Below are 20,015 nucleotides of genomic sequence, written 5' to 3' on the forward strand. Positions count from 1 at the left end.
TTAATTTTTTGGTTTATTGAATAACAAACTCCACCAACCTACGGTTCTACCTATTGCTTCAGTAAAAGCCTCTTTTTTTGCCTTTGTAGTTACCACATTACTATACCTAATTAACGTCAATACGATGGTAATGGCATGCCACTTGAATTGGTCTTTCCACTTAGGATTTGGATTTTTAACACGCCAAACGTACCAGCCATTCCTAACGACCATTTTACCATAATGATATTGATTAGGCCTTCCAGAGGCGTCGTGATAATGATTTAATTGGGCCGCTGTGTTCAGGTACATCTTCCCCAATTTAGAAACACGAAGTGTGAAATCAGCATCCTCATAGAGTCCGTATCCTTCAAAATAAGTAGAGAACTGAATCGTCTCAAACACTCTTTTTTTAAACGAAGAAACCCCACCCATTAACATTTCTACTTCATATGTTTTACCTGTTGGAGGTAAAAACCCCACACTGCGTCCATGTGAATATAACGAGGAATATCCTGGAGGACAATCACTATCCAATCCTAGCTTTTTTCTAAGAACAAATCTGCTTCCTTCATGCTGTTTCCAGCCATCATAATAAAATTCATTTATCGTAGGGGTATAATTGTCACCTACATAATCCCATTCATTCCCCTCTTTGATAAAACCACCTACCGCTAAGGCTTCTGGAAAAACCTGATATGTTTTGAGCAATTGTTCAAAATAATCCTTTTCTAAAACAATATCATCATCCAAAAAACAAACAATTTCTACTTCTTTTCCTACCTTAGCTATGCCAAAATTTCTTTGTTTGGTCAATCCGCGATCGGCATCACTAACTTTAAAATAGTTTAAATTTTGAAATGGATTCCCATTTAACACTATTGCTGTTGCATCGTTATTGGATCCATCTATAATTAAAATTTCATCAGGATATAGAGTTTGACTTTGAACTGATTGCAATAATTTTAGCAAAGGTTCAGGTCGCATATACGTACAGACTATTAGAGAAAACTTCATTCTTTACAATTTAATTCATTAGCCCAAAAAACACTACTATTCCACTGTTTCTTAAAATTTATATAATAGGAAAAAGGACTTTTAAGCGCTTGATGTTGATAGTATTTGAATAACAATATTGTCTTATAGCCCAACACTTGTTCTTCGGTTTTATTATTCAACATAAAAAACATAACTGTTGGCGAAGGCTTGGGCTGGAGCTTATCATAACTCCATTTAAAAACGGGCTTTATCCTAAAACCACCACTAGGTGCTTTTAAATGTAGAATTGAAGGTTCTGGAACATAAATAACATCTATACCATTATTCCGTAATTGCATTCCAAACTCATTATCCTCACCATAACCAAATTCTAGTGCCATATTAAATTGGCATTTTTCTAATATTTCACTTTTTATAAAACTATTTCCTGAACCAAAAGTAAGTGACTGAATTTCATTTTTGTAGAGAATAGACTCCTTAACTTGTGGATAAGATGTTGTGATTGCCTTTGTTCCATACTTTTCTATTTTCAAAAAAATAGTACTAAGCAAAAAGGATTCAAATCGGTTATCATCATCCGCAAGAAAAACCCATTCACTCTTCACTTCTTTTAAAGCTACATTACGAGCATTGCAGGCTCCAGCTTGATGTGTGAAGATATGTTTTATTTCAAAGGGCCAACGCTCATTTACTAAATAATCCAATTCAGATATACTGTTTGCTATTGGATTTTGTTCTACAATAATTACTTTTTCAGGAAGGAGCGTTTGCTTCGCTAAATCGTGCAAAACAGCATACAAATAGGCCTTCCTTCCTATTGTTGGAATAATAACATCAATACTTTTATCGCGAACTACTTTTCGGGAAGATGCTACGGGTATTTTATCCAGATTAATGCTAGTATTGTTTCTTTTTTTATAGAAAAAGGAAGCTAGAAAAGGAAATACTAGTAATTTCTTTTCGAAAAAAAACAGATTAAATAACAATATAAAAATCCAACGTGTTTTATAATGTTGCTTAACAAAACGGAAAAGAGTGAAATTTGAGTGTCCTGTAATTTCTTTGCTATCGCAATTTTTAAAAAGTTGCGGTTCTGAATAGCTGAGCAATCCTTTAGGCATCAATAATTTTGCTAAAGAATTCAGATAATAATCAAAATCCGAGTTAAATGGAATTTCTTTACCAACTGCTAATACTACCGATGCATGAATCATTCCTACTGCACTGCTCATTTGCCACGTAGGGAAACATACTTTTTTATTAACTTTTACAAACAACGACTCATCAACATAACCAATCATATTTCCTAAATAATTAGCAGTATTGGGGTCATACGAGAGCAGTAATTTATCATGATGAAACAGTTTGCTTAACTCCCCAACGTTTAAATTATCTTGGCAGGCAACCGCACACCAAACAATACAACTATTAGGATATCGAACCGCAAGCTGAAACAATCCTTCTGCAATTGAAAGTCCAAAATCTAAAGCTATTGGTTGCCCTAAATGATCTTCAATTGTAGCAATTTTTTTAAGGGAGTGATAAATAAAAATCAATAGCTATTTTATTAACGATTTATAATAAGACAAACTCTCTTTTGCCACGACATCAATACTAAATTGCTGCATCACTTTTTGTCTTGCTGCCAAACCAAATTCCTGTTGCATTGAGTTATTCTTAAGCAAGCTATTTATTTTGTTCGCATATAGTGCGTGTTTTTTTGGATTAACCAAAAAACCACTCAAGCCATCTTCTACAACAGCTGTAGCCCAACCAATGTTAGACGTTACTACCGCTTTTTCCATTGCCATTGCTTCAATCCAAGACACGGGTAATGCTTCTGCAAAAGAAGGAAATACACAAACACTGGCTTGATTAATATGCGTTTGTATCGCATCATAAGGTACAGCTCCAATATAGCTTACGTTGAGCAAGGCGTCTTGAGTAAATAAACCGCGCATCATTTCCCATGTAGAAGTGGATCCTGAAATAATATCAGGCACATCCTTACCTACTAAAATTAATTGAGCAGTAGGATTGTTTATAAGGACTTCATTGAAGATGAATGGTAGTTCAAGTAATCCCTTTTTCCGGATCAAACTTCCAAAATACAAAATGGTATTGGGTACAACTTCTATTTCCTGATTTCTCTTAAAAGTAGCCGTATCGATAGCATTGGGGATAATATGGAAATGTTCTTTTAAACCAAAAACTTTATTTGTGGTATCAGCAGTAAACTGACTTACAGCAAGCAACCCAGTTGCTTTTTGTAACGCTCTTTTTTCATGAAATTTATTTTTCCATTTTACGGGACGCTGATCCAGATGACAAAAATAAGTATCGGAGCCATTCAATCGAATAACAACCGGACACTTTTTAGGGGAAATAAAAGAAGTGATTCCGGTCCAATCTGGTGCTTCTACAAGATCTATTTGCTGCTTATCATATAAGTTATTGATGATTCGTTCTAATTTTTTTCGAGTAAAAAACCAAGACAATCCCTTTATTTTGATATTTTTAATCTGTTGGATTGTAATCCCATTATCTTCAAAAACACTGTCATTGTTTTGACCATAAACAAGTACGCGAACAACACAGCCCTCATCTATAAGTCCCAGTGCTAGGTTTTTAATACTAGTTCCAATCCCGCCAGAAGCACCCGTAAGTGCGTGTGGATATTCAGGAGTTAAAAAAGCTATCTTCATTTATTGGATTTAAAAAAATCATTAATCACTACAGTTGTAAAAATACGAGCACCTGCATCGTTCATGTGTCCGCAAGATGAAAAATACTTATTTTCCTTTACTACATTTTCATAATTGTGAATCTCAGGGTAGGCCTTATGTACTTTATCAAAATAATTCATTCCCACAACATTCTCACACATGGGCGTCATGATAGCAATGAAATGAATATTATTGGCTTTACAAACTGCTTTAATCTCTTCATAATATTTATTATGTGGTAAAGGATTTAAGTTGACAATATTATTTTTCATATTTCCTTTAGTTGTATTGCCTAAAGGATAATAGCCTTTATTATCTAAAATTCTAGTAGGTTCCTTTATAGCGGTTTTAAACATATCTCTAAAACCTATTCTTGTTTCAAACTTGAGGTACCTGTAAAACGGAATATAATAGAGCTCGTTAAAATCATCTTGCTTATCAAAATGTTTTTTTACAGTTTCAGAACGATGTAAATAGGGTAAAAACTTAGCTGAAACCCCTTCTGCTTCGTGATCATTGGATAAATTTAAGTCGGCTTCCAGAATCACATTTTTAATCACATAGTTGCGTTCAATCATCAATTTAAGTAACAATGAAGCTTCATATAAATGCCCGCCACTCATCCCGTAATTGAATGTTTTCAAGCCTTGTTTTTCGAATAAATCGGAAACAAAATGATTATTGGCTCTAGACGAACCTAAAATAACCACATCATATTCACGCGCAGTTGAATTAAAAACATAATCAATTTTTCCTCTGTTTTTTGATCGTTTGTAAATGGTAGTGTAACCAAAGTCTAGCACTATTGCAACAACTACAAGAACGAGGCTCATTTTTAAAATAAAAAGTAAAAACTTTTTCATATCAATTGGTACTATATGTTTTTAAAACTGGAAGTAGATAAATTCCTTGTAATCAGAATAGGTCCCTAAGGCTATAATAGCAGCAATTGCTAAAGCTACTTTGAACCAACTGTTTTTACCCGAAAGCGGTTCTTCTTTGAATCGATTGTTCCATTCGACCACAACAAAAAGAATAATCATCAACAAGAGTTCGTAGTTGTATCTTTCATTAGACAAATATTGCGAACTGAAACTTCCGTCGGTAAATATTCTTTTGATGTACAAAACAGCATCTGTAATCGACTTTGCTCTAAAAAAGATCCAAGCCAAGCACGCTAATGCAAAAGTATAAAAGATGTGCAGGATCTCTTTTGCGGAAACGAAATTCCATTGCAATTGCACCATCTCCATATTAGACCTATTTTTATTAAGTAATAAAAGCGGTAAGAAATACAGAGCATTGATAAATCCCCAAGCCAGATACGTCCAATTAGCGCCATGCCAGAAACCACTAACTACAAAAATGATAAACACATTGCGTACTTGTTTCATTTTAGACCCTTTGCTTCCTCCCAACGGAATATATAAATAATCCTTGAACCACGATGACAACGAAATGTGCCAGCGGCGCCAAAACTCGGCAATATCTCTAGAAAAATAAGGGTAATTAAAATTTCTTAGTAAATCCATCCCGAACAACTTAGACATTCCCAATGCCATGTCCGAATAACCTGAGAAATCACCATAAATCTGAAAGGCAAAATAAACAGCTCCCAAAAGTAACGACAACGAATTCATATGGGTATAATTATCAAAAATAGCATTGGCATAAGTGGCACAAGTGTCGGCAATAACCACTTTTTTAACCAATCCCCATATAAATTGATAAGCACCTTGCTTGGCTTTCTCATAGTCAAACGTTCTTTTTACCTTGACTTGGGGTAACAAATGCGTGGCTCTCTCAATAGGTCCAGCAACTAAGAGTGGAAAATAACTCACAAAAAGAGAGTAATCAACAAAATTATATTCGGCTTTTATCCTTTTATAATAAATATCAATTACATACGATAAGCCATGGAACGTATAAAACGAAATTCCCACTGGCAAGACCACGTCTAGCAAAAAAGGAGATGACTTTAATCCGAAATCACTTAAAAGTGTCGCAAATGAGCTGGCAAAGAAATTGTAATATTTAAAAACCCCAAGAAACCCTAAATTGATTCCGATGCTTAACCAGAACCAAAATTTCCTGATTTTTTCGTTCTTGTTTTTTTCTATTTGGATTCCGGTATAATAATCCAGAAAAGTAGAAAAAACCAATAAAAATAAAAAACGCCAATCCCAGCAGGAATAGAAATAATAGCTCGCTAGAATTAAAAGTAGGTTTTGACTGCTTTTGGTTTTATTAAAAACAAACCAGTACAATACAAAAACGATGGGTAAAAATACAGCGAAGCTTAAGGAGTTAAAAAACATATTGAAGGGCTAAATTGAAGGCGCAAAAATAAACCTTTTATTTACACATTTGTATTGTGTATATAAAATGGTGAAAGATCTTTTTCTATTACTATAGCTTCTGGAGAAATTACTGCAAAATGACTAGAAATACTTTTTGTAACCACTGCATTTGCACCAATAGTAACATGATCTCCTATGGTAATATTACCAAAAACACAGGCGCCAGGTCCTACAAAAACATTATTACCTAGAGTAGGAACGCCTTTATTTTTACCATAATTACTTACACCAAAAGTGATTCCCTGTGAAATATTACAATTATCGCCAATAACCGTATCGCCATGAATAACAATACCGCCAAAATGACCAATGTAGAAACCGTTACCAATTGTTGTTCGATATGAAATATCAAAACCATATTTAACTTTTAATCTTCGCAACCAAACAAAGAAAAAAAAGAACAACAATCTATTTCGTTTTCTATAGTATTGAGTTAATCGAAAAATTGTCATAAATTTCAAGCCTGGATTAGGCATGATGACAAAGGTTTTTAGCAATGTTTTAAAACCAAGCGTACTGACACCACACCTTTTATAATCAGATAAAATAGTTTCTTTTAGCATTTTTATTTATTACAAATTGCGTTTATGGCTTGCCAGACCCTTTTTGAAGCCTCATTTGCAGGATGCTGGTTAATAATTTCAAACCATTCTTGCGCTTTAGTAGCTATTAATTTGTGCTCACCATTCAAAACTTTTTCGATTTTAAAGGCTATTTCATCAGCACTATTCAACCAAAAAACGGACTCTTTATGAGGCATTGATCTAAAATGTATGAATTTATATATCTTGTCTACAAACCAATCTTTTTTTACTTTATCAGGCACATCATAATTAATAAAACCACAAGGTTTACTGTTAGTTGCAAAATCAAACACCATAGAAGAACCTAAATTCACTACCATTTCAGTATGCGCAATCGTATTGATTTGTAATTCAATGTCTTTAATCGTGGGCAATATAGCACCCCAATTAGTTCCTTTATTTTCCCATAACGGCGCTAACGCAACAATAATTTCACTATATTTCTCAAGAACAGTATCGTATCTTTTTGAAAAATCTACGGGACATCTTCTAAAAATTACACCGAGATTATACCCCTTTTTATTCAACTCCGCTACCGCTGCAGCTACATCTTCTAAATAGCGTTGATCATCGGGACAAGTGGTTACATCATCTCCAGAATAACAAATGTATTTTTTATTTAAATCTAAATTATTATTTTCAAAAAAAACTTCTTTTGACAGCTTTTTCTCCTGATTAAAATGCGCTTCAAATTGAGGGGATCCAGTAATAAAAACCTGTGCTTCTTTTATATAAGGATAATAAAATAGAAGTTCTTTTTTCATGTATTCACTCCATACGCAATAATAATCTGTTTCAATAACCAGGGTGGCCTTGGGCAAATTATCCCAAGAAAAAATAAACGCAACCGTGGGAATTCCTAAAGCTTTAGCTGCCAATATAGGCGCTATAGAAACAGTATGCCTTTGATTTGTACAAAAAACCAAATCAGGTTTTTCTTTCTGCAATGTTCGTAAGCATTCATGATAAAAAAGCGTTTTTTGCTCTTTTTGAACTATTTTTTTGCGCACACTTATTAATCCCTTTTCAGAAGAATGAAAGGCTATAACAGTATTTATAAATACATTTTTTAATTTATTTTTAATCCCTGTAGTATTCTGTATAAAACGGTAGGAATTATAAGTCTGGTCTTTGGTTTTCTTGCTATTTAAATTCAATTCAATTTGCTGACGTGCATTTTTATACAATGTAGTTAAAGGATGTGGTTTAGCATTTTCAATTTTAATCTCTTCAAAACCTATTGTAGAGAGTTCAAAAGGGGTGCCATTCCAATACACACTATCAAACCCATTACGAATGCCTATATCATGAAAATCAGTATAGGCAAAATTGCGCAAACCAATTCCGTCTGGCAATAAAATAAATATTTTTTTATTTGGCATTATAACTCTCTAAATTGCTTTTGATGATTGATGGCCCATAATTCCCCATTTTCTATAGTCGCTAAAAACAGTTGTGCACTATTTCCTTTTCCAAAATCAGCTACTACATCAGTAGCAGTATGGGAATTAATTATGGTTAAGGCGCTATTTATACTTTCCTCTGTATAATCAACATTCACAATAGCAGCATGTACTGCTCTATTTTGTTGTCTTGTTCCTATGTTAATAATAGGAATATTATAATAAGGAGCTTCTCTAATCCCTGCGCTACTATTTCCTATAATAAATTGTGCATTTTTAAGTAAAGTCAAGAAATATTCAAATCGCAACGAAGGAAAAACTCTAAAGCGATTATTTCCTTTTAATCGTTCATACTCTTCAATAATAAACCGACTTCCTAAATCATTGTTGGGATAAATCACAACATAGTTGCGACTGTCAGCTAACAAACTACTAACAAAGTTAACGGCATATTCTTTCATTTCATTAGCTTCTGTAGTTACGGGATGAAACATAACTACAGCAAATTGTTCAAAATCAATTTGATAATATTCTTTAACGAGAGAAAGTAAAGGGAGACTATCCGAAAACATAATATCTATATCTGGAGAGCCAATCGTAAAAATAGAAGATTCAATTTCGCCCATTTGAAGTAGACGCTTAGCTGCATCATCATTAGAAACAAAATGAACATGACTTAATTTACTCACACTATGCCTAATTAGCTCATCTACTGTACCAGATAATTCTCCTCCTTCAATATGTGTGACAAGAATATTATTTAACGACCCTACTATAGCTCCTGCTAATGTTTCTACACGATCACCATGCACCACAATTAAATCAGGATTTATTTTTTTGACGTAACGAGATAACCCCTCAATAGTTTTGGCCAAAGTCAAATCCATTGTAGTTTCGTGAGTATGGTTTTTAAAAGTGTGAATGTTCTTAAAATGACAACGTTCAATCTCTATTAAAGTATAACCATATTCCTCTTGCAAATGCATTCCGGTAACAAAAACAAATACCTCAAAGCTGGGATGAACATCCAGAATTGAAATTAACGATTTTATTTTTCCAAAATCAGCACGAGTACCTGTTAAGAATATTATTTTTTTCATTAATTTATTTTTTCAATCACGAGTGTCATGGGAACGGAGTCGAAGCGCTTACGTGTAATTACGTTTTTCGTTTAACTAGATTCTCGACTCCGATCGAATGGACAATTGTTGTTGCACGCATCTCTGTCAGGCTGAGCGGAGTCGAAGCCCTTTTATCAAATCACTTTTCATATTAACAAGATTCTCGACTCCGCTCGAATTGACAATTGTTGTTTCAATTACGACTGTCAGGCTGAGCGGAGTCGAAGCTCTTTTTGTCAAATTACGTTTTATCTAAACTAGATTCTCGACTCCGCTCGAATTGACAATTGCTGTTTCATGCTCCACTGTCAGGCTGAGCGGAGTCGAAGCTCTTTTATTAACTCACTTTTCTTTTAAACCACATTCTCGACTCCGCTCGAATTGACAATTGTTGTTTCAATTACGACTGTCAGGCTGAGCGGAGTCGAAGCCCTTTTACAATCATAACCCTATTAAACAAAATTTTCGACTCCGCTCGGATTGATAATTGTTGTTTCATTTACTACTGTCAGACTGAGCGGAGTCGAAGCCCTTTTATCAAATTACGTTTCATCTAAACTAGATTCTCGACTCCGCTCGAATTGACATACGATTTTTCAATCACGATTGTCAGGCAGAGCGAACTCGAAGCCCTTTTATTAAATCACTTTTCATGTAAACTAGATTCTCGACTCCGCTCGAATTGACAATTGTTGTTTCATGTACGATTGTCAGGCTGAGCGGAGTCGAAGCTCTTTTTGTCAAATTACGTTTTATCTAAACTAGATTCTCGACTCCGCTCGAATTGACAATTGTTGTTTCAAGTACTACTGTCAGGTTGAGCGGAGTCGAAGCTCTTTTATTAACTCACTTTTCTTTTAAACCACATTCTCGACTCCGCTCGAATTGACAATTGTTGTTTCAATTACGACTGTCAGGCTGAGCGGAGTCGAAGCCCTTTTACAATCATAACCCTATTAAACAAAATTTTCGACTCCGCTCGGATTGATAATTGTTGTTTCATTTACTACTGTCAGACTGAGCGGAGTCGAAGCCCTTTTATCAAATTACGTTTCATCTAAACTAGATTCTTGACTCCGCTCGAATTGACAAACGATATTTCTCGGCGGCGTCGAAACCCATTTACTCAATATCTTCCAATTTCAATTGCTCATCATTCTCTATATCCCTCAAAGCAATGTTACCTATCAACTCATTAAATCGTTCGGCTAAAATTTCACCCGTTCCAGGTCGTTTTACCCAAATATTACCCATGGTAAACGGTTCTCCTTTTCGTATTGGCTTAATAGTACATACTGTGGCAAAAGCAAAATCGATGGTCACTTGTTCCTCTTTGGCTGGTTCTTTACTACCACCGCGCATTTGCCAAATTTCATTTGATGCTACAATTAAATCTGCACATGCTTTTTCGTCCATACTACACACAATATCTGGACCAGTGCGTTGCATAGTATCGGTAAAATGACGTTCTAAAATACTTGCGCCTAAGGCTACAGCTCCCAAACACGCATTGTTATTTAAGGTATGATCTGACAAACCAAATACCTTATCTGGAAAAGCTTCCTGCAGTTGTGTCATGGCACCAAAACGAACCAAATGAATGGGGGTCGGATACAAATTAGTAGTATGCAATAAAGCTACTGGCACTTTATGTTTATCAAAAATAGCTACCGCTTTTGCCACACTTTCGATAGTATTCATTCCGGTACTCAAAATAACGGGTTTACCAAACGAAGCAATGTGTTCTAGCAAAGGATAGTTATTACATTCTCCAGAACCTATTTTATAAGCTGGTACATTAAATTTTTCTAATCTGTTTGCCGCCGCTCTAGAAAATGGTGTCGAGATAAAGAGCATGCCTTTACTTTCAACGTATTTTTTTAAACTTAATTCGTCTGCTTCATTTAAAGAACAGCGCTCCATGATTTCATAAATAGAAACATCGGCATTGCCTGGAATTACTTTTTTGGCAGCACCACTCATTTCATCTTGTACAATATGTGTTTGGTGTTTTACTACCTCCACTCCTGCTCGATGAGCGGCATCAACCATTTCTTTGGCAACAGCCAAGGAACCCTCATGATTAATACCAATCTCGGCAATAACCAAAGGTGGGAAATCGGGTCCTATTTTTCTTCCTGCAATTTCTATATAAGGATTCATAAAATACGTTATAAGTTATGCCGCTCGATTGCGCTCGAGCTGGCAACTGTTTTACTTTGTCATGTCGAGCGCAGTCGAGACACTTTTTTTATTAAATATTCCGCATACTCTAAATCCTCCAGAGTATCTATGTCAACATTGGCGTAAATATGATTTACTTCTAACGGAAAGGCATTTTCAGAAATAATTATACCTTTAGCAATTAGTGCCGCTTTTGTGATGTAAAGCAAACCATTTTCATAAAATAAAGGGGCTAAATCTTGACTCCTTTGTCCTATTTCATAATTAAACGGAACAAATTTTTGATCTATTATTTTTCCCAATTTATCTTGATTTCTAGTTACCGTAAACAAACTATCACACTGTTTTGATTCAAAAGTAGTAAAAGCATCTTCTAATAAATTTTCGGTTCGAAGTGGATTTGTTGGCTGTAATAAAATAACATTTTCAACTTTGTACTCTATTGTTGCAAGCGCATGTTTTAATGCCGATACTGTAGGTTCATGATCACCTGACAAACTTTCTGGTCTATCAATGACTTTAACTCCATAATGAATTGCAGTTTTTTTGACAGCTTCATCATTTGTAGTAACATAGATCGCGTCAATGAATTTTAAATTATTTTGGGCATATAAAATACTGTGCGCTAATAAGGGAATCCCTCCTAGTAACAGATTGTTTTTATTTGTGAGTCTTTTAGAACCACCACGCGCAGGGATTATCACGATTGTTTTCATTAAACTTTACCTTTAAGTAGTTTGAATTTCTGGTACCCAATATATTTTTGCTGGCGCTAGACTTTGATAAGCAACATACTCCGTTGCAGTTAGTTTATTCCTATTTTTTAATATCTTAAAACCATTTTTTAATACATCAATTAGCACGATCCCTATTATTTTAAAAACCCTCCAATCCCCTTTTAGAACTTTTGTAGTAAATTGAATCCAAATTGAATACGCAATCTTTCTAGGAATAACTACTGCAGGATAAAACAATAAAAATAAAAACCATCCAGAGCGTAATGAGCTCCTTAAACGAATATGATAGTCATCATTTTTCTTTCGTAGTTTCATATCCACCCTATGATTTACGAGTACATCAGGCAAATAATTAATTTCCCAATTCTTTTTAAACAGTTGATACGAAGCAAAATCCTCTTCACCATAAAAAACAAACCATTCAGGATAATTGGGTATAGCACGCCAAGCCTGCATATTCCACACGTGCGCACATCCTACAAAACTTTGAACGCGGCAACGAACATCCTTAGAAATTAAATTATCAGGAATCGTTGTTCCCCAGTAAATCCTGAAAGCAATCAAACCACATTGGGGATTCGATTTAAAATAATTTTCAATTAAAAGTAAAGGATTTTCAGTCAAAAAATGAGCATCATCGTCTAGTGATATCGCATAATCCGCTGTAGTTTCATTCAGCATTTTATTCCTACAATATAAATACCCTTTAGAAATTTCATTTCTATAAAGAATAACATCCGGAAAGTTATTTTTTACAAAGGCAAAGGTACCATCAGTAGAACCATCATCATAAACAACACAGCTTACGTTATCTTGTAAAAACAAATAGTGAATTTTACTTAGTGTTATTTGTAAATCTTCCTTTCTGTTTTTAGTACTTATTAAAATTGAAAATGATTTTTTTTTCATGAATGAAAGCCTCAATTACCCACAACTTGGATTTATGTAGTAATAAAATTATACGTTTTTAATAAGTTTTTAGGTAGTTTTTTAAAACTATAAAACCATTTTGACATTGAACTATTAAATATAATTGTTGCAATTATTTTTCTTTTAATAAATACTATTGCTTGATTACAAGGTTTATTTTTAACAAAACCAGATACAATTTCGTTTTGATATTGGGCATTTTTATAAGTTACCTCTTGCATCCAATTTTCTAAAACATTACCCATGTGGAATGCAAAATTATCATATGTTGTAACCCTCCAGTAGTCGTATTTAAAATGTAAACTATCAAGATAGCCCTCAGAATCGCCTCCCAATTTAAAATTAAAATAAGAATGTACCTCGTCAAACAGTTGCTTTTTGTACGTAGCTACAAAATGTCCAGACCCTATGTACACGGTCGTTTCTTTTTGCTCTAAACCTAAGCTGAATTTTAAAAAATCTTTATTATAATCATCATTCCAACCAATGCTTTTGTAAAAGTTGATGAGCCCTTCTTTAGATTTTACAGGTAAAAATTTAACCTCATCTGAAAAGAACTTATCAAAAATCATATTTTCACAATTCGCTTTAAACATATTGAACTGAGGAACAATCCCAACAACACCTACTTTAGGCATTTTTTTAAATACCATAGCTGTTTCATATTGCCAATTGGGCAAAAACAAAACATCTGCATCTGTTATAGTCACGAGTTCAATATCATTACCCGTTACTCCTTTAATAATTGCATTGAGTTTGCCTATATTATGGGTATGAATAATTTCATGAATGTTTTTTTTACTATGCTCATTGTCTAGATATTCCTTTACCTCAATACAGCTCCCGTTATTTACAATACTAATAAATGTTTTAGAATGTGTTGTGGCAATAAGAGATGCTAAACAGAGTTTCAAGATTGCAAAACTATCTTTGAAATAACCTTCCTGATTAGGGATATAAACAGGGATAACAACCTGATGCAGGTAGGGATTTGATTCTTGTAATTTATCTTTATGTGGATTTGATCCTATTCTCATTTTAAATTAATTAGAAACTAAAAATAAGTTTCCAAGATTTTTGTTGATTATTGATTTACCTAATAAGCTATAATTTTGAAGTTCTAAATATTTTACTATTTCTGATGTAATATCGTTTTGTAAATTATCATCACTTTCAACGACAATTATTTTCGGTCTATATTTTGTCCAATCATTTGTTTTCAGAATTTCTAAATCATAGCCCTCAGCATCTACATCAAAAAAATCTAATCTATCATTTTCATTTAAATTCTGATCTAAAATTTCTTTCAAGGAATATAAAGGAATTTTAATCTTCTTTATAATTTTAGACTCTAAATTATGCTTCTTTATAAATTCATAGCTTAGGGTATTCATCGAACTCTCCTCTAACATATAATAATCTAAAGTCGTATTTGAATTTCCAATACCCGCATTTATAAAATGATCTGAGGACCTAAACTTATCATAAAGAGGCTTTAATTCAGGATTAGGATCAATACAAATGCCCTTCCATTTTCGTAGATAAAAAAAATACGTATTGGATGCTTTAATTGGATGCCAACAACCAATATCAACGTAGGTACCAGGAATGTCACTGTTAATTAGCTTCATTAATTGAATATCATCGCCCGATTTTGAGAAACTAATATTATATCTCTTTCTGATTATTCTCTTAAGCATATCTATTATCATAGAAAATTCTAACTATTGATTATCTGTTTCAATCTAATTTGAAAATTAATGTCACTAAAATAATTTCCAAAAGAATATACCGGTTCATAATTAACCATACACTCTAACATTAAATTTTCTAATTTTTCTTTAATTTCTTCAACATTCCCCATAGTAGCAATATATTTAGGATTACTAATTATATTTCTTAATTCACTACGTTGTGGCGAAACACAAAATACAGCTTTATTCAAGGAGGCTAAAAAGGGTGCTTTTCCCACTAATATACTAGAACTATATGGACCGTTTTCTAAAATAATAGTAATATTAGAATAGTTAGCTTGCTCGAAGGCTGAATTTGAGAAATTCAAAGTTGGTAGAATAATAATATTTGCGCAGTTACTGTACTTTTCAATTAAGAACTTAATATCTCCACCCCCCAAACGCAATACAAATTCCGTTTCACTTTTTAATTTTTCATTATTATTTATAATGGCTACATATGCCGAAAGTAATCCATCAATATCCCTTCCTGATTGTATGGAGCCATGATAACTAATGGCAAGTTTTTTTTCTTGTTTACGCACACTTACTACATCTGTTAAATTAAAAACAGAGCTAGAGAATTGATGTGGTAAAGTGTAAAACTTTTTTCTAGAACCGTATAAAAACTCTAAATCATTTGACATTAACTGAGATGTGCTCATACATACCTTTGCTTGTTGGACCACTTGAAACATTAATTTCAATCTAAACAACTCCACACCTGACAGCTTATGATGAGAACCTTGGTACCAAAAATAAGGATAGGGATCATGAAAATTAATAATAGCCTTTTTAAGTATTGGTAAGTTTCTTGCTGCTAATAATGTTTCGTGATCTAAACCAGAACTTCTAATAAAGATATAATTGTATTGTTCATAATCAATTTTTGAGATATAGGCGCTATAAGATTGATGCACAAAACGGTCGTATAATGAAATATGGAAAAATCGCCACGAAATTCGATTCAACCATTTTATTACAAAAGGAGCTTTTAGATTAAGAACATGTGTATCAATGTTATCTACAGGCAATAAATCTAATTGATCTTCACTTACGTGATTTTTTAAATACAATACATCAATTATAGCATCTGGGAATTGCGTGCGAAGCTTAGCCAAAAAAGATCTTGAAACAATACCTTCACTAGCTCCAGATACCTTCAAGTTTTGAGCTATTATTAGAAATTTCATTTAAAATTTTATTAACCATTGATTTATAAAAAACAGCACAATTATTAACCATCTTTAAGCTTTTTATCAAAACTTCGAACACTATTCTATTCTTTCTTTTAACTTTAATATTGGTTTTTCTACAATAACCCAAGAAAGGTAGCTAATCCCAATAATGAAAACCGTTTGAATAAGAAATTCCAAATAAGAAAACTTATTAATTGAAGCAGGGGTTATCCAACCTATTTTTTGAAGCACCCAAACCCAATATTTTGGCACGATATTATGATACAAATATATCCCATAACTTATAATTCCAATAAAATTTAAAACTTTATTATCAAGTATATAAGTGACCAAAATACTTTTAGAATCATACCTGCAATACCCAATAATCGCTATTGCCAATAATGATATAGCCAAACGTTCTGAAAAAAAAGGTATTACAGCAACTATATTATGTATGCAAACCAGCAATACTATTGGAAGTAAAATAAGCTTCGAAATTTTAACAAAGAGTATTTCGTAATCCGGTCTAATGATTTCAACATAGGCAAGTAAAGCACCTATTCCAAAAGCATTAACACAGGATATTGTCAGGATATTTCCTAATCCACTATAGAAAAAAGGCGCGCAAGTTCCGATAATAATAAGTAATCCTATAAATAATAATATTCGTTTTTTAAAAACAAACAATAACAACAACGGCCAAAATATATAAAACTGTTCTTCGACAGAAAGTGACCAAAGATGAGCTAATGAACCAAACCATCTGTTTTCATAATAATTCAAATAGTTCGAACCATAAAAAACATACCACAAAATATTTTCCCTAAATTGATTTCCAATAATACCTCCTGTTAAAAACATAAATAACAGCAATAAATAATATATAGGAAAAATTCGTAACGATCTTTTAATAAAGAATTTTTTTATAATTGTTAGGTTCGTCAAACCAACCTCCTTGTCACCAATTATTTGAAAAAAAAGTGTGCGAGAGATCAGAAACCCGCTTAAAACAAAAAAAACATCAACGCCGTAACTTCCTATAGGAAAAATGTTAACAATACTATCTGCTGGAAAACGATGAGAAAGAATGACAAAAATAACTGCTATAGCGCGAATACCATTTAATCCTGGTATGTATTTAATCATATTAAATGTTTGTTGTCTTTTTCCATTTTATATATTTATCGTAAAAATATAACCTTAATGGCAGTTGAAAATATATTAACTTCCATCTCCATTTTTCAAATAATGACAATTCTAGTTTATTTATAATTCTATTGAATAAATTATATTCTTTGTAGTCTAATGCTATTTGAATGAAATAACGAATTATTTCATAAGAAGCTAACTTCTTCTTGTGCAAATCATCAATTACTAATACTATAGCATCCGCATAAGAACGTAAACTTGCTAATTTTCTGTTACCAAAATCACCAGTAATAGATACATCGTGTTTTCTTCCATAATAAAGCGTTTTGTCAATCGATATACCTTTATTTACTGAAGTAATAATTCTTGCATAAACTTCCCATTCTTCTGCGTACTTTAAATGCTCTGTATATCTATGGGTAATGTAGCATTCTTTAGTCCACATAACAGCACAAGAATTAAACTGCAGTTCATTCCGTAATATTCTATTAATATCTGTACTATCTATATAAAAAGAAGTGTACTTTTTTGAGTAATCAAAATCATAAATAAAATTTCCTCGAAAAACATCTCGAATGTACCTACAAAAAGAAATACCCTTTGTCGCTAATTCATTTACACACAATTCTAAATTTTGGGGATGAGCAATATCATCATCATCAAAAAAGATTATATAATCCCCTTTGGCAAGATCTAAACCATAATTCCTACTGCCTGGTAAACCTTTTTTATACTTGGTCGTTCTTGGATAAAATTTAAATCTATTATCGGCTTCAAGTATAGGTGCTATTAATTCTCTAGTATTATCAGTTCCGCCATCATCTATTATCAAACACTCCCAATCATGAAAGGTTTGGTTTTGAATTGATTTTAGTGATTCAAGAATATATTCTGCTCTGTTGTAAGTTGCAAGGATAATGGAAACTTTGGGTTGCATTTATTTAAAAATTGATTTAATAAACCGAAAAGGCTTTAAAACGGCAGTTCCGATTCTAAATTCTAATCGTTGCGTATTTTTAATCTTTTCTTTTTCCTCTCTTTCTATCTTAAACAATAGATAAGTTACGAAGGTTTCAAAATTTCTCTTGTATAATTCTTGATGCTTATTATAAATATATTTCAATAGCTCATACTTTTTAAAGTTTGCTATAGTTGATGTAGAATTAGTCCTTCTTCTATAATTATATAATGGTTCTTGGATTATGTAAGCTCTCCCTCCGTCTTTTAAAATTCTAATAAAAAACTCCCAATCTTCAAATCCATTTCGCATTTCTTCATCATATCCACCACATAATAACCAATCTTTTTTTGTAAACATTGAGGTTCCTAACGCCTCATTTTCCTGTAAAAAATTAACTATTGTACCTCCAGAGGGTGAAAAAACATTTCTATTACCATTGTCATACAAACGATTTGCCATACAGCTAACAATTTTAATATCATCATTTGCAAAAAATAATGGTATCGCTTTTTCACAAAAACTGGTTTCAAAAAAATCATCACTATCTAAAACTAAAATATACTCCCCTTTTGACACTCGAATTCCTTGGTTTCTAGCAGTGCTTTGCCCCAGGTTTTCTTGCGTAATTAACTTTGTAACTCGAGACGCGACTTTTTTTAGGACTTCTTTTGTTTTAGTATTTGATCCATCATCTACAACAATGACTTCTATGTTAGAATAAGTTTGATTTAAAGCTGAATTAACAGCTTGCTCAACATACTGCCAGTCATTATAGCAAGGGATTATTATAGAAACAAGAGGTGTTTGTATCAAAATTTAGATTTTAATTCAGTTTTTCTTTTACTTTTTTCACAGCTTCAAGCCATTCTAAACCATATTTCGCATCTGGTTCTAGGTAATTGCCTTCCGCCCATTCGTTCCACGACTTAATCATGATAAACTGAGGATTATTATTGTTTTTTATAAGTTGATTAACGGCTACTTGTAAATGTTCCTGCCAAGCAGTTGGATTTGCATTTTTAAAAATTAAAGATTTTTTTCCACTCCTTGCAGAGTTGTCCCAATTAGGAAAAACACAGGAAATATACTTTGGATTGGGGAAATTTATATTAAAGGTTGAAACTCCTTTTTTGTAATCAAAAATTAATGGTTTTTTTCTAACCCCTATTTTATAAGATGCAGTTAATTTTTGTTTTAATTTATTTTCAACTTTACCTAAAAAACTGCGTGGTTTAAACAAAGATTTTTTTTCATAACGCATTTTATGAAAAACATCCATCCCAATTTGCCCATATATTGAAGTGTTATTAAGCAAAACATCTACTGAAGAAACTAATGTAGAAATAAAATAAACACCTCCAAATCCCTCATTAATAGCTAAAGTATTAAATAATTTAAGGAATAAATCTAAATCAGGAATATCTTCTATCCTATATATATGAAACATGGGTTTGTTAGCAACCTTAATATAACGCTCATCTTTAAAAAAAGGGAGTAAGTAATCAAAATAAGCACGGTACCCTTTTTCACCTTCATAGAGTTGCTCTATTAAAACATCTGGATTATCTAAACCATGCCAGATCCCTTTCCAGGTTTCATTTGCCCAACAGAAACAAAATGGCAACTTTATATTTTCATTTCTTAGCATTGCCTCAGCTGGCTTTTCTAACAGCATTTTTCCGTTTCCAAACCAATATTGATAATAAACAAAACCATCAATACCAAACTGTGCAGCAAGTTGTGCTTGCTTTTCCTGAGTATCAGGGACACGTAAATCATATAAACCCAATTCACCTGGTAAGATAGGTTGGTAATGTCCTTTGAATAAAGGTTTTGCTTTAGTAACGTTTGTCCATTCTGTAAATCCTTTTCCCCACCACAAATCATTCTCAGGAATGGGATGATATTGGGGAAGATAATAGGTTAGAAATTTAATTTTGTTTCCGGACATTATTTGACTTGATTTAT

18 protein-coding genes are annotated in these 20,015 nt (G+C 32.8%); all 18 read right to left on the minus strand.

All coding sequences use genetic code 11. The features are described from left to right. The 18 genes from ACVEGE_RS03515 to ACVEGE_RS03600 all read right to left on the minus strand — a co-directional run bounded on the left by ACVEGE_RS03515 (position 1) and on the right by ACVEGE_RS03600 (position 19,998). Positions 1-996 carry a glycosyltransferase family 2 protein gene (locus ACVEGE_RS03515; protein ID WP_192500221.1) on the minus strand — a complete coding sequence of 332 codons (996 nt, stop codon included), beginning with the start codon at positions 994-996 and terminating at the stop codon, positions 1-3. After that, the gene (locus ACVEGE_RS03520) at positions 993-2,534 is read right to left on the minus strand and encodes a glycosyltransferase family 2 protein (RefSeq protein WP_192500222.1); all 1,542 of its coding nucleotides are present in this window, start codon (positions 2,532-2,534) and stop codon (positions 993-995) included. The genes ACVEGE_RS03515 and ACVEGE_RS03520 overlap by 4 nt, the downstream gene beginning before the upstream one ends. A gap of 3 nt (positions 2,535-2,537) precedes the next feature. Further along, complete coding sequence (locus tag ACVEGE_RS03525) at positions 2,538-3,683, minus strand: glycosyltransferase family 4 protein (protein ID WP_192500223.1); 1,146 nt, start codon at positions 3,681-3,683, stop codon at positions 2,538-2,540. Next, positions 3,680-4,567 (minus strand): hypothetical protein, encoded by an 888-nt coding sequence (locus tag ACVEGE_RS03530; RefSeq protein ID WP_192500224.1) that lies wholly within the window; start codon positions 4,565-4,567, stop codon positions 3,680-3,682. The genes ACVEGE_RS03525 and ACVEGE_RS03530 overlap by 4 nt, the downstream gene beginning before the upstream one ends. Positions 4,568-4,588: 21 nt before the next feature. Then, positions 4,589-6,022 carry an MBOAT family O-acyltransferase gene (locus ACVEGE_RS03535; protein WP_458008619.1) on the minus strand — a complete coding sequence of 478 codons (1,434 nt, stop codon included), beginning with the start codon at positions 6,020-6,022 and terminating at the stop codon, positions 4,589-4,591. Positions 6,023-6,063: 41 nt separating this feature from the next. Further along, the gene (locus ACVEGE_RS03540; protein WP_192500225.1) at positions 6,064-6,627 is read right to left on the minus strand and encodes a serine O-acetyltransferase; all 564 of its coding nucleotides are present in this window, start codon (positions 6,625-6,627) and stop codon (positions 6,064-6,066) included. 2 nt (positions 6,628-6,629) lie between these two features. Beyond that, positions 6,630-8,030 (minus strand): glycosyltransferase family 28 protein, encoded by a 1,401-nt coding sequence (locus tag ACVEGE_RS03545; RefSeq protein WP_192500226.1) that lies wholly within the window; start codon positions 8,028-8,030, stop codon positions 6,630-6,632. After that, complete coding sequence (gene neuC, locus ACVEGE_RS03550; protein WP_192500227.1) at positions 8,030-9,151, minus strand: UDP-N-acetylglucosamine 2-epimerase; 1,122 nt, start codon at positions 9,149-9,151, stop codon at positions 8,030-8,032. The genes ACVEGE_RS03545 and neuC overlap by 1 nt, the downstream gene beginning before the upstream one ends. A gap of 1,143 nt (positions 9,152-10,294) precedes the next feature. After that, positions 10,295-11,335 (minus strand): N-acetylneuraminate synthase family protein, encoded by a 1,041-nt coding sequence (locus ACVEGE_RS03555; protein ID WP_192500228.1) that lies wholly within the window; start codon positions 11,333-11,335, stop codon positions 10,295-10,297. A gap of 59 nt (positions 11,336-11,394) precedes the next feature. Further along, positions 11,395-12,072, minus strand: coding sequence for an acylneuraminate cytidylyltransferase family protein (locus ACVEGE_RS03560; RefSeq protein WP_192500229.1), 678 nt, complete (start codon positions 12,070-12,072; stop codon positions 11,395-11,397). A gap of 12 nt (positions 12,073-12,084) precedes the next feature. Further along, positions 12,085-13,002, minus strand: coding sequence for a glycosyltransferase family 2 protein (locus tag ACVEGE_RS03565; RefSeq protein ID WP_192500230.1), 918 nt, complete (start codon positions 13,000-13,002; stop codon positions 12,085-12,087). 32 nt (positions 13,003-13,034) lie between these two features. Then, entirely contained in the window at positions 13,035-14,060 is a 1,026-nt protein-coding gene (locus tag ACVEGE_RS03570; protein WP_192500231.1) for a glycosyltransferase family A protein, read from the minus strand. A 6-nt stretch (positions 14,061-14,066) separates the two neighbouring features. Continuing rightward, entirely contained in the window at positions 14,067-14,654 is a 588-nt protein-coding gene (locus ACVEGE_RS03575; protein ID WP_192500232.1) for an FkbM family methyltransferase, read from the minus strand. 89 nt (positions 14,655-14,743) lie between these two features. Beyond that, complete coding sequence (locus tag ACVEGE_RS03580; protein ID WP_192500233.1) at positions 14,744-15,949, minus strand: glycosyltransferase family protein; 1,206 nt, start codon at positions 15,947-15,949, stop codon at positions 14,744-14,746. Between the two features lie 81 nt (positions 15,950-16,030). Beyond that, entirely contained in the window at positions 16,031-17,083 is a 1,053-nt protein-coding gene (locus ACVEGE_RS03585) for an acyltransferase family protein (protein WP_192500234.1), read from the minus strand. Position 17,084: 1 nt separating this feature from the next. After that, positions 17,085-18,023 carry a glycosyltransferase family 2 protein gene (locus ACVEGE_RS03590; RefSeq protein WP_192500235.1) on the minus strand — a complete coding sequence of 313 codons (939 nt, stop codon included), beginning with the start codon at positions 18,021-18,023 and terminating at the stop codon, positions 17,085-17,087. Further along, entirely contained in the window at positions 18,024-18,860 is an 837-nt protein-coding gene (locus ACVEGE_RS03595; protein WP_225738073.1) for a glycosyltransferase, read from the minus strand. A 10-nt stretch (positions 18,861-18,870) separates the two neighbouring features. Beyond that, on the minus strand, positions 18,871-19,998 hold the full coding sequence (locus ACVEGE_RS03600) for a glycosyltransferase WbsX family protein (RefSeq protein ID WP_192500236.1): 1,128 nt from the start codon (positions 19,996-19,998) through the stop codon (positions 18,871-18,873). Positions 19,999-20,015 lie beyond the last annotated feature (17 nt).

It is taken from the genome of Flavobacterium sp. PL002, assembly GCF_054165825.1.

Coding starts and splice junctions, on each gene's coding strand:
- ACVEGE_RS03515 (WP_192500221.1), bottom strand. CDS start 996: ATGAAGTTTTCTCTAATAGTCTGTACGTATATGCGACCTGAACCTTTG.
- ACVEGE_RS03525 (WP_192500223.1), bottom strand. CDS start 3,683: ATGAAGATAGCTTTTTTAACTCCTGAATATCCACACGCACTTACGGGT.
- ACVEGE_RS03530 (WP_192500224.1), bottom strand. CDS start 4,567: ATGAAAAAGTTTTTACTTTTTATTTTAAAAATGAGCCTCGTTCTTGTA.
- ACVEGE_RS03535 (WP_458008619.1), bottom strand. CDS start 6,022: ATGTTTTTTAACTCCTTAAGCTTCGCTGTATTTTTACCCATCGTTTTT.
- ACVEGE_RS03540 (WP_192500225.1), bottom strand. CDS start 6,627: ATGCTAAAAGAAACTATTTTATCTGATTATAAAAGGTGTGGTGTCAGT.
- ACVEGE_RS03545 (WP_192500226.1), bottom strand. CDS start 8,030: ATGCCAAATAAAAAAATATTTATTTTATTGCCAGACGGAATTGGTTTG.
- neuC (WP_192500227.1), bottom strand. CDS start 9,151: ATGAAAAAAATAATATTCTTAACAGGTACTCGTGCTGATTTTGGAAAA.
- ACVEGE_RS03555 (WP_192500228.1), bottom strand. CDS start 11,335: ATGAATCCTTATATAGAAATTGCAGGAAGAAAAATAGGACCCGATTTC.
- ACVEGE_RS03560 (WP_192500229.1), bottom strand. CDS start 12,072: ATGAAAACAATCGTGATAATCCCTGCGCGTGGTGGTTCTAAAAGACTC.
- ACVEGE_RS03565 (WP_192500230.1), bottom strand. CDS start 13,002: ATGAAAAAAAAATCATTTTCAATTTTAATAAGTACTAAAAACAGAAAG.
- ACVEGE_RS03570 (WP_192500231.1), bottom strand. CDS start 14,060: ATGAGAATAGGATCAAATCCACATAAAGATAAATTACAAGAATCAAAT.
- ACVEGE_RS03575 (WP_192500232.1), bottom strand. CDS start 14,654: ATGAAGCTAATTAACAGTGACATTCCTGGTACCTACGTTGATATTGGT.
- ACVEGE_RS03580 (WP_192500233.1), bottom strand. CDS start 15,949: ATGAAATTTCTAATAATAGCTCAAAACTTGAAGGTATCTGGAGCTAGT.
- ACVEGE_RS03585 (WP_192500234.1), bottom strand. CDS start 17,083: ATGATTAAATACATACCAGGATTAAATGGTATTCGCGCTATAGCAGTT.
- ACVEGE_RS03590 (WP_192500235.1), bottom strand. CDS start 18,023: ATGCAACCCAAAGTTTCCATTATCCTTGCAACTTACAACAGAGCAGAA.
- ACVEGE_RS03600 (WP_192500236.1), bottom strand. CDS start 19,998: ATGTCCGGAAACAAAATTAAATTTCTAACCTATTATCTTCCCCAATAT.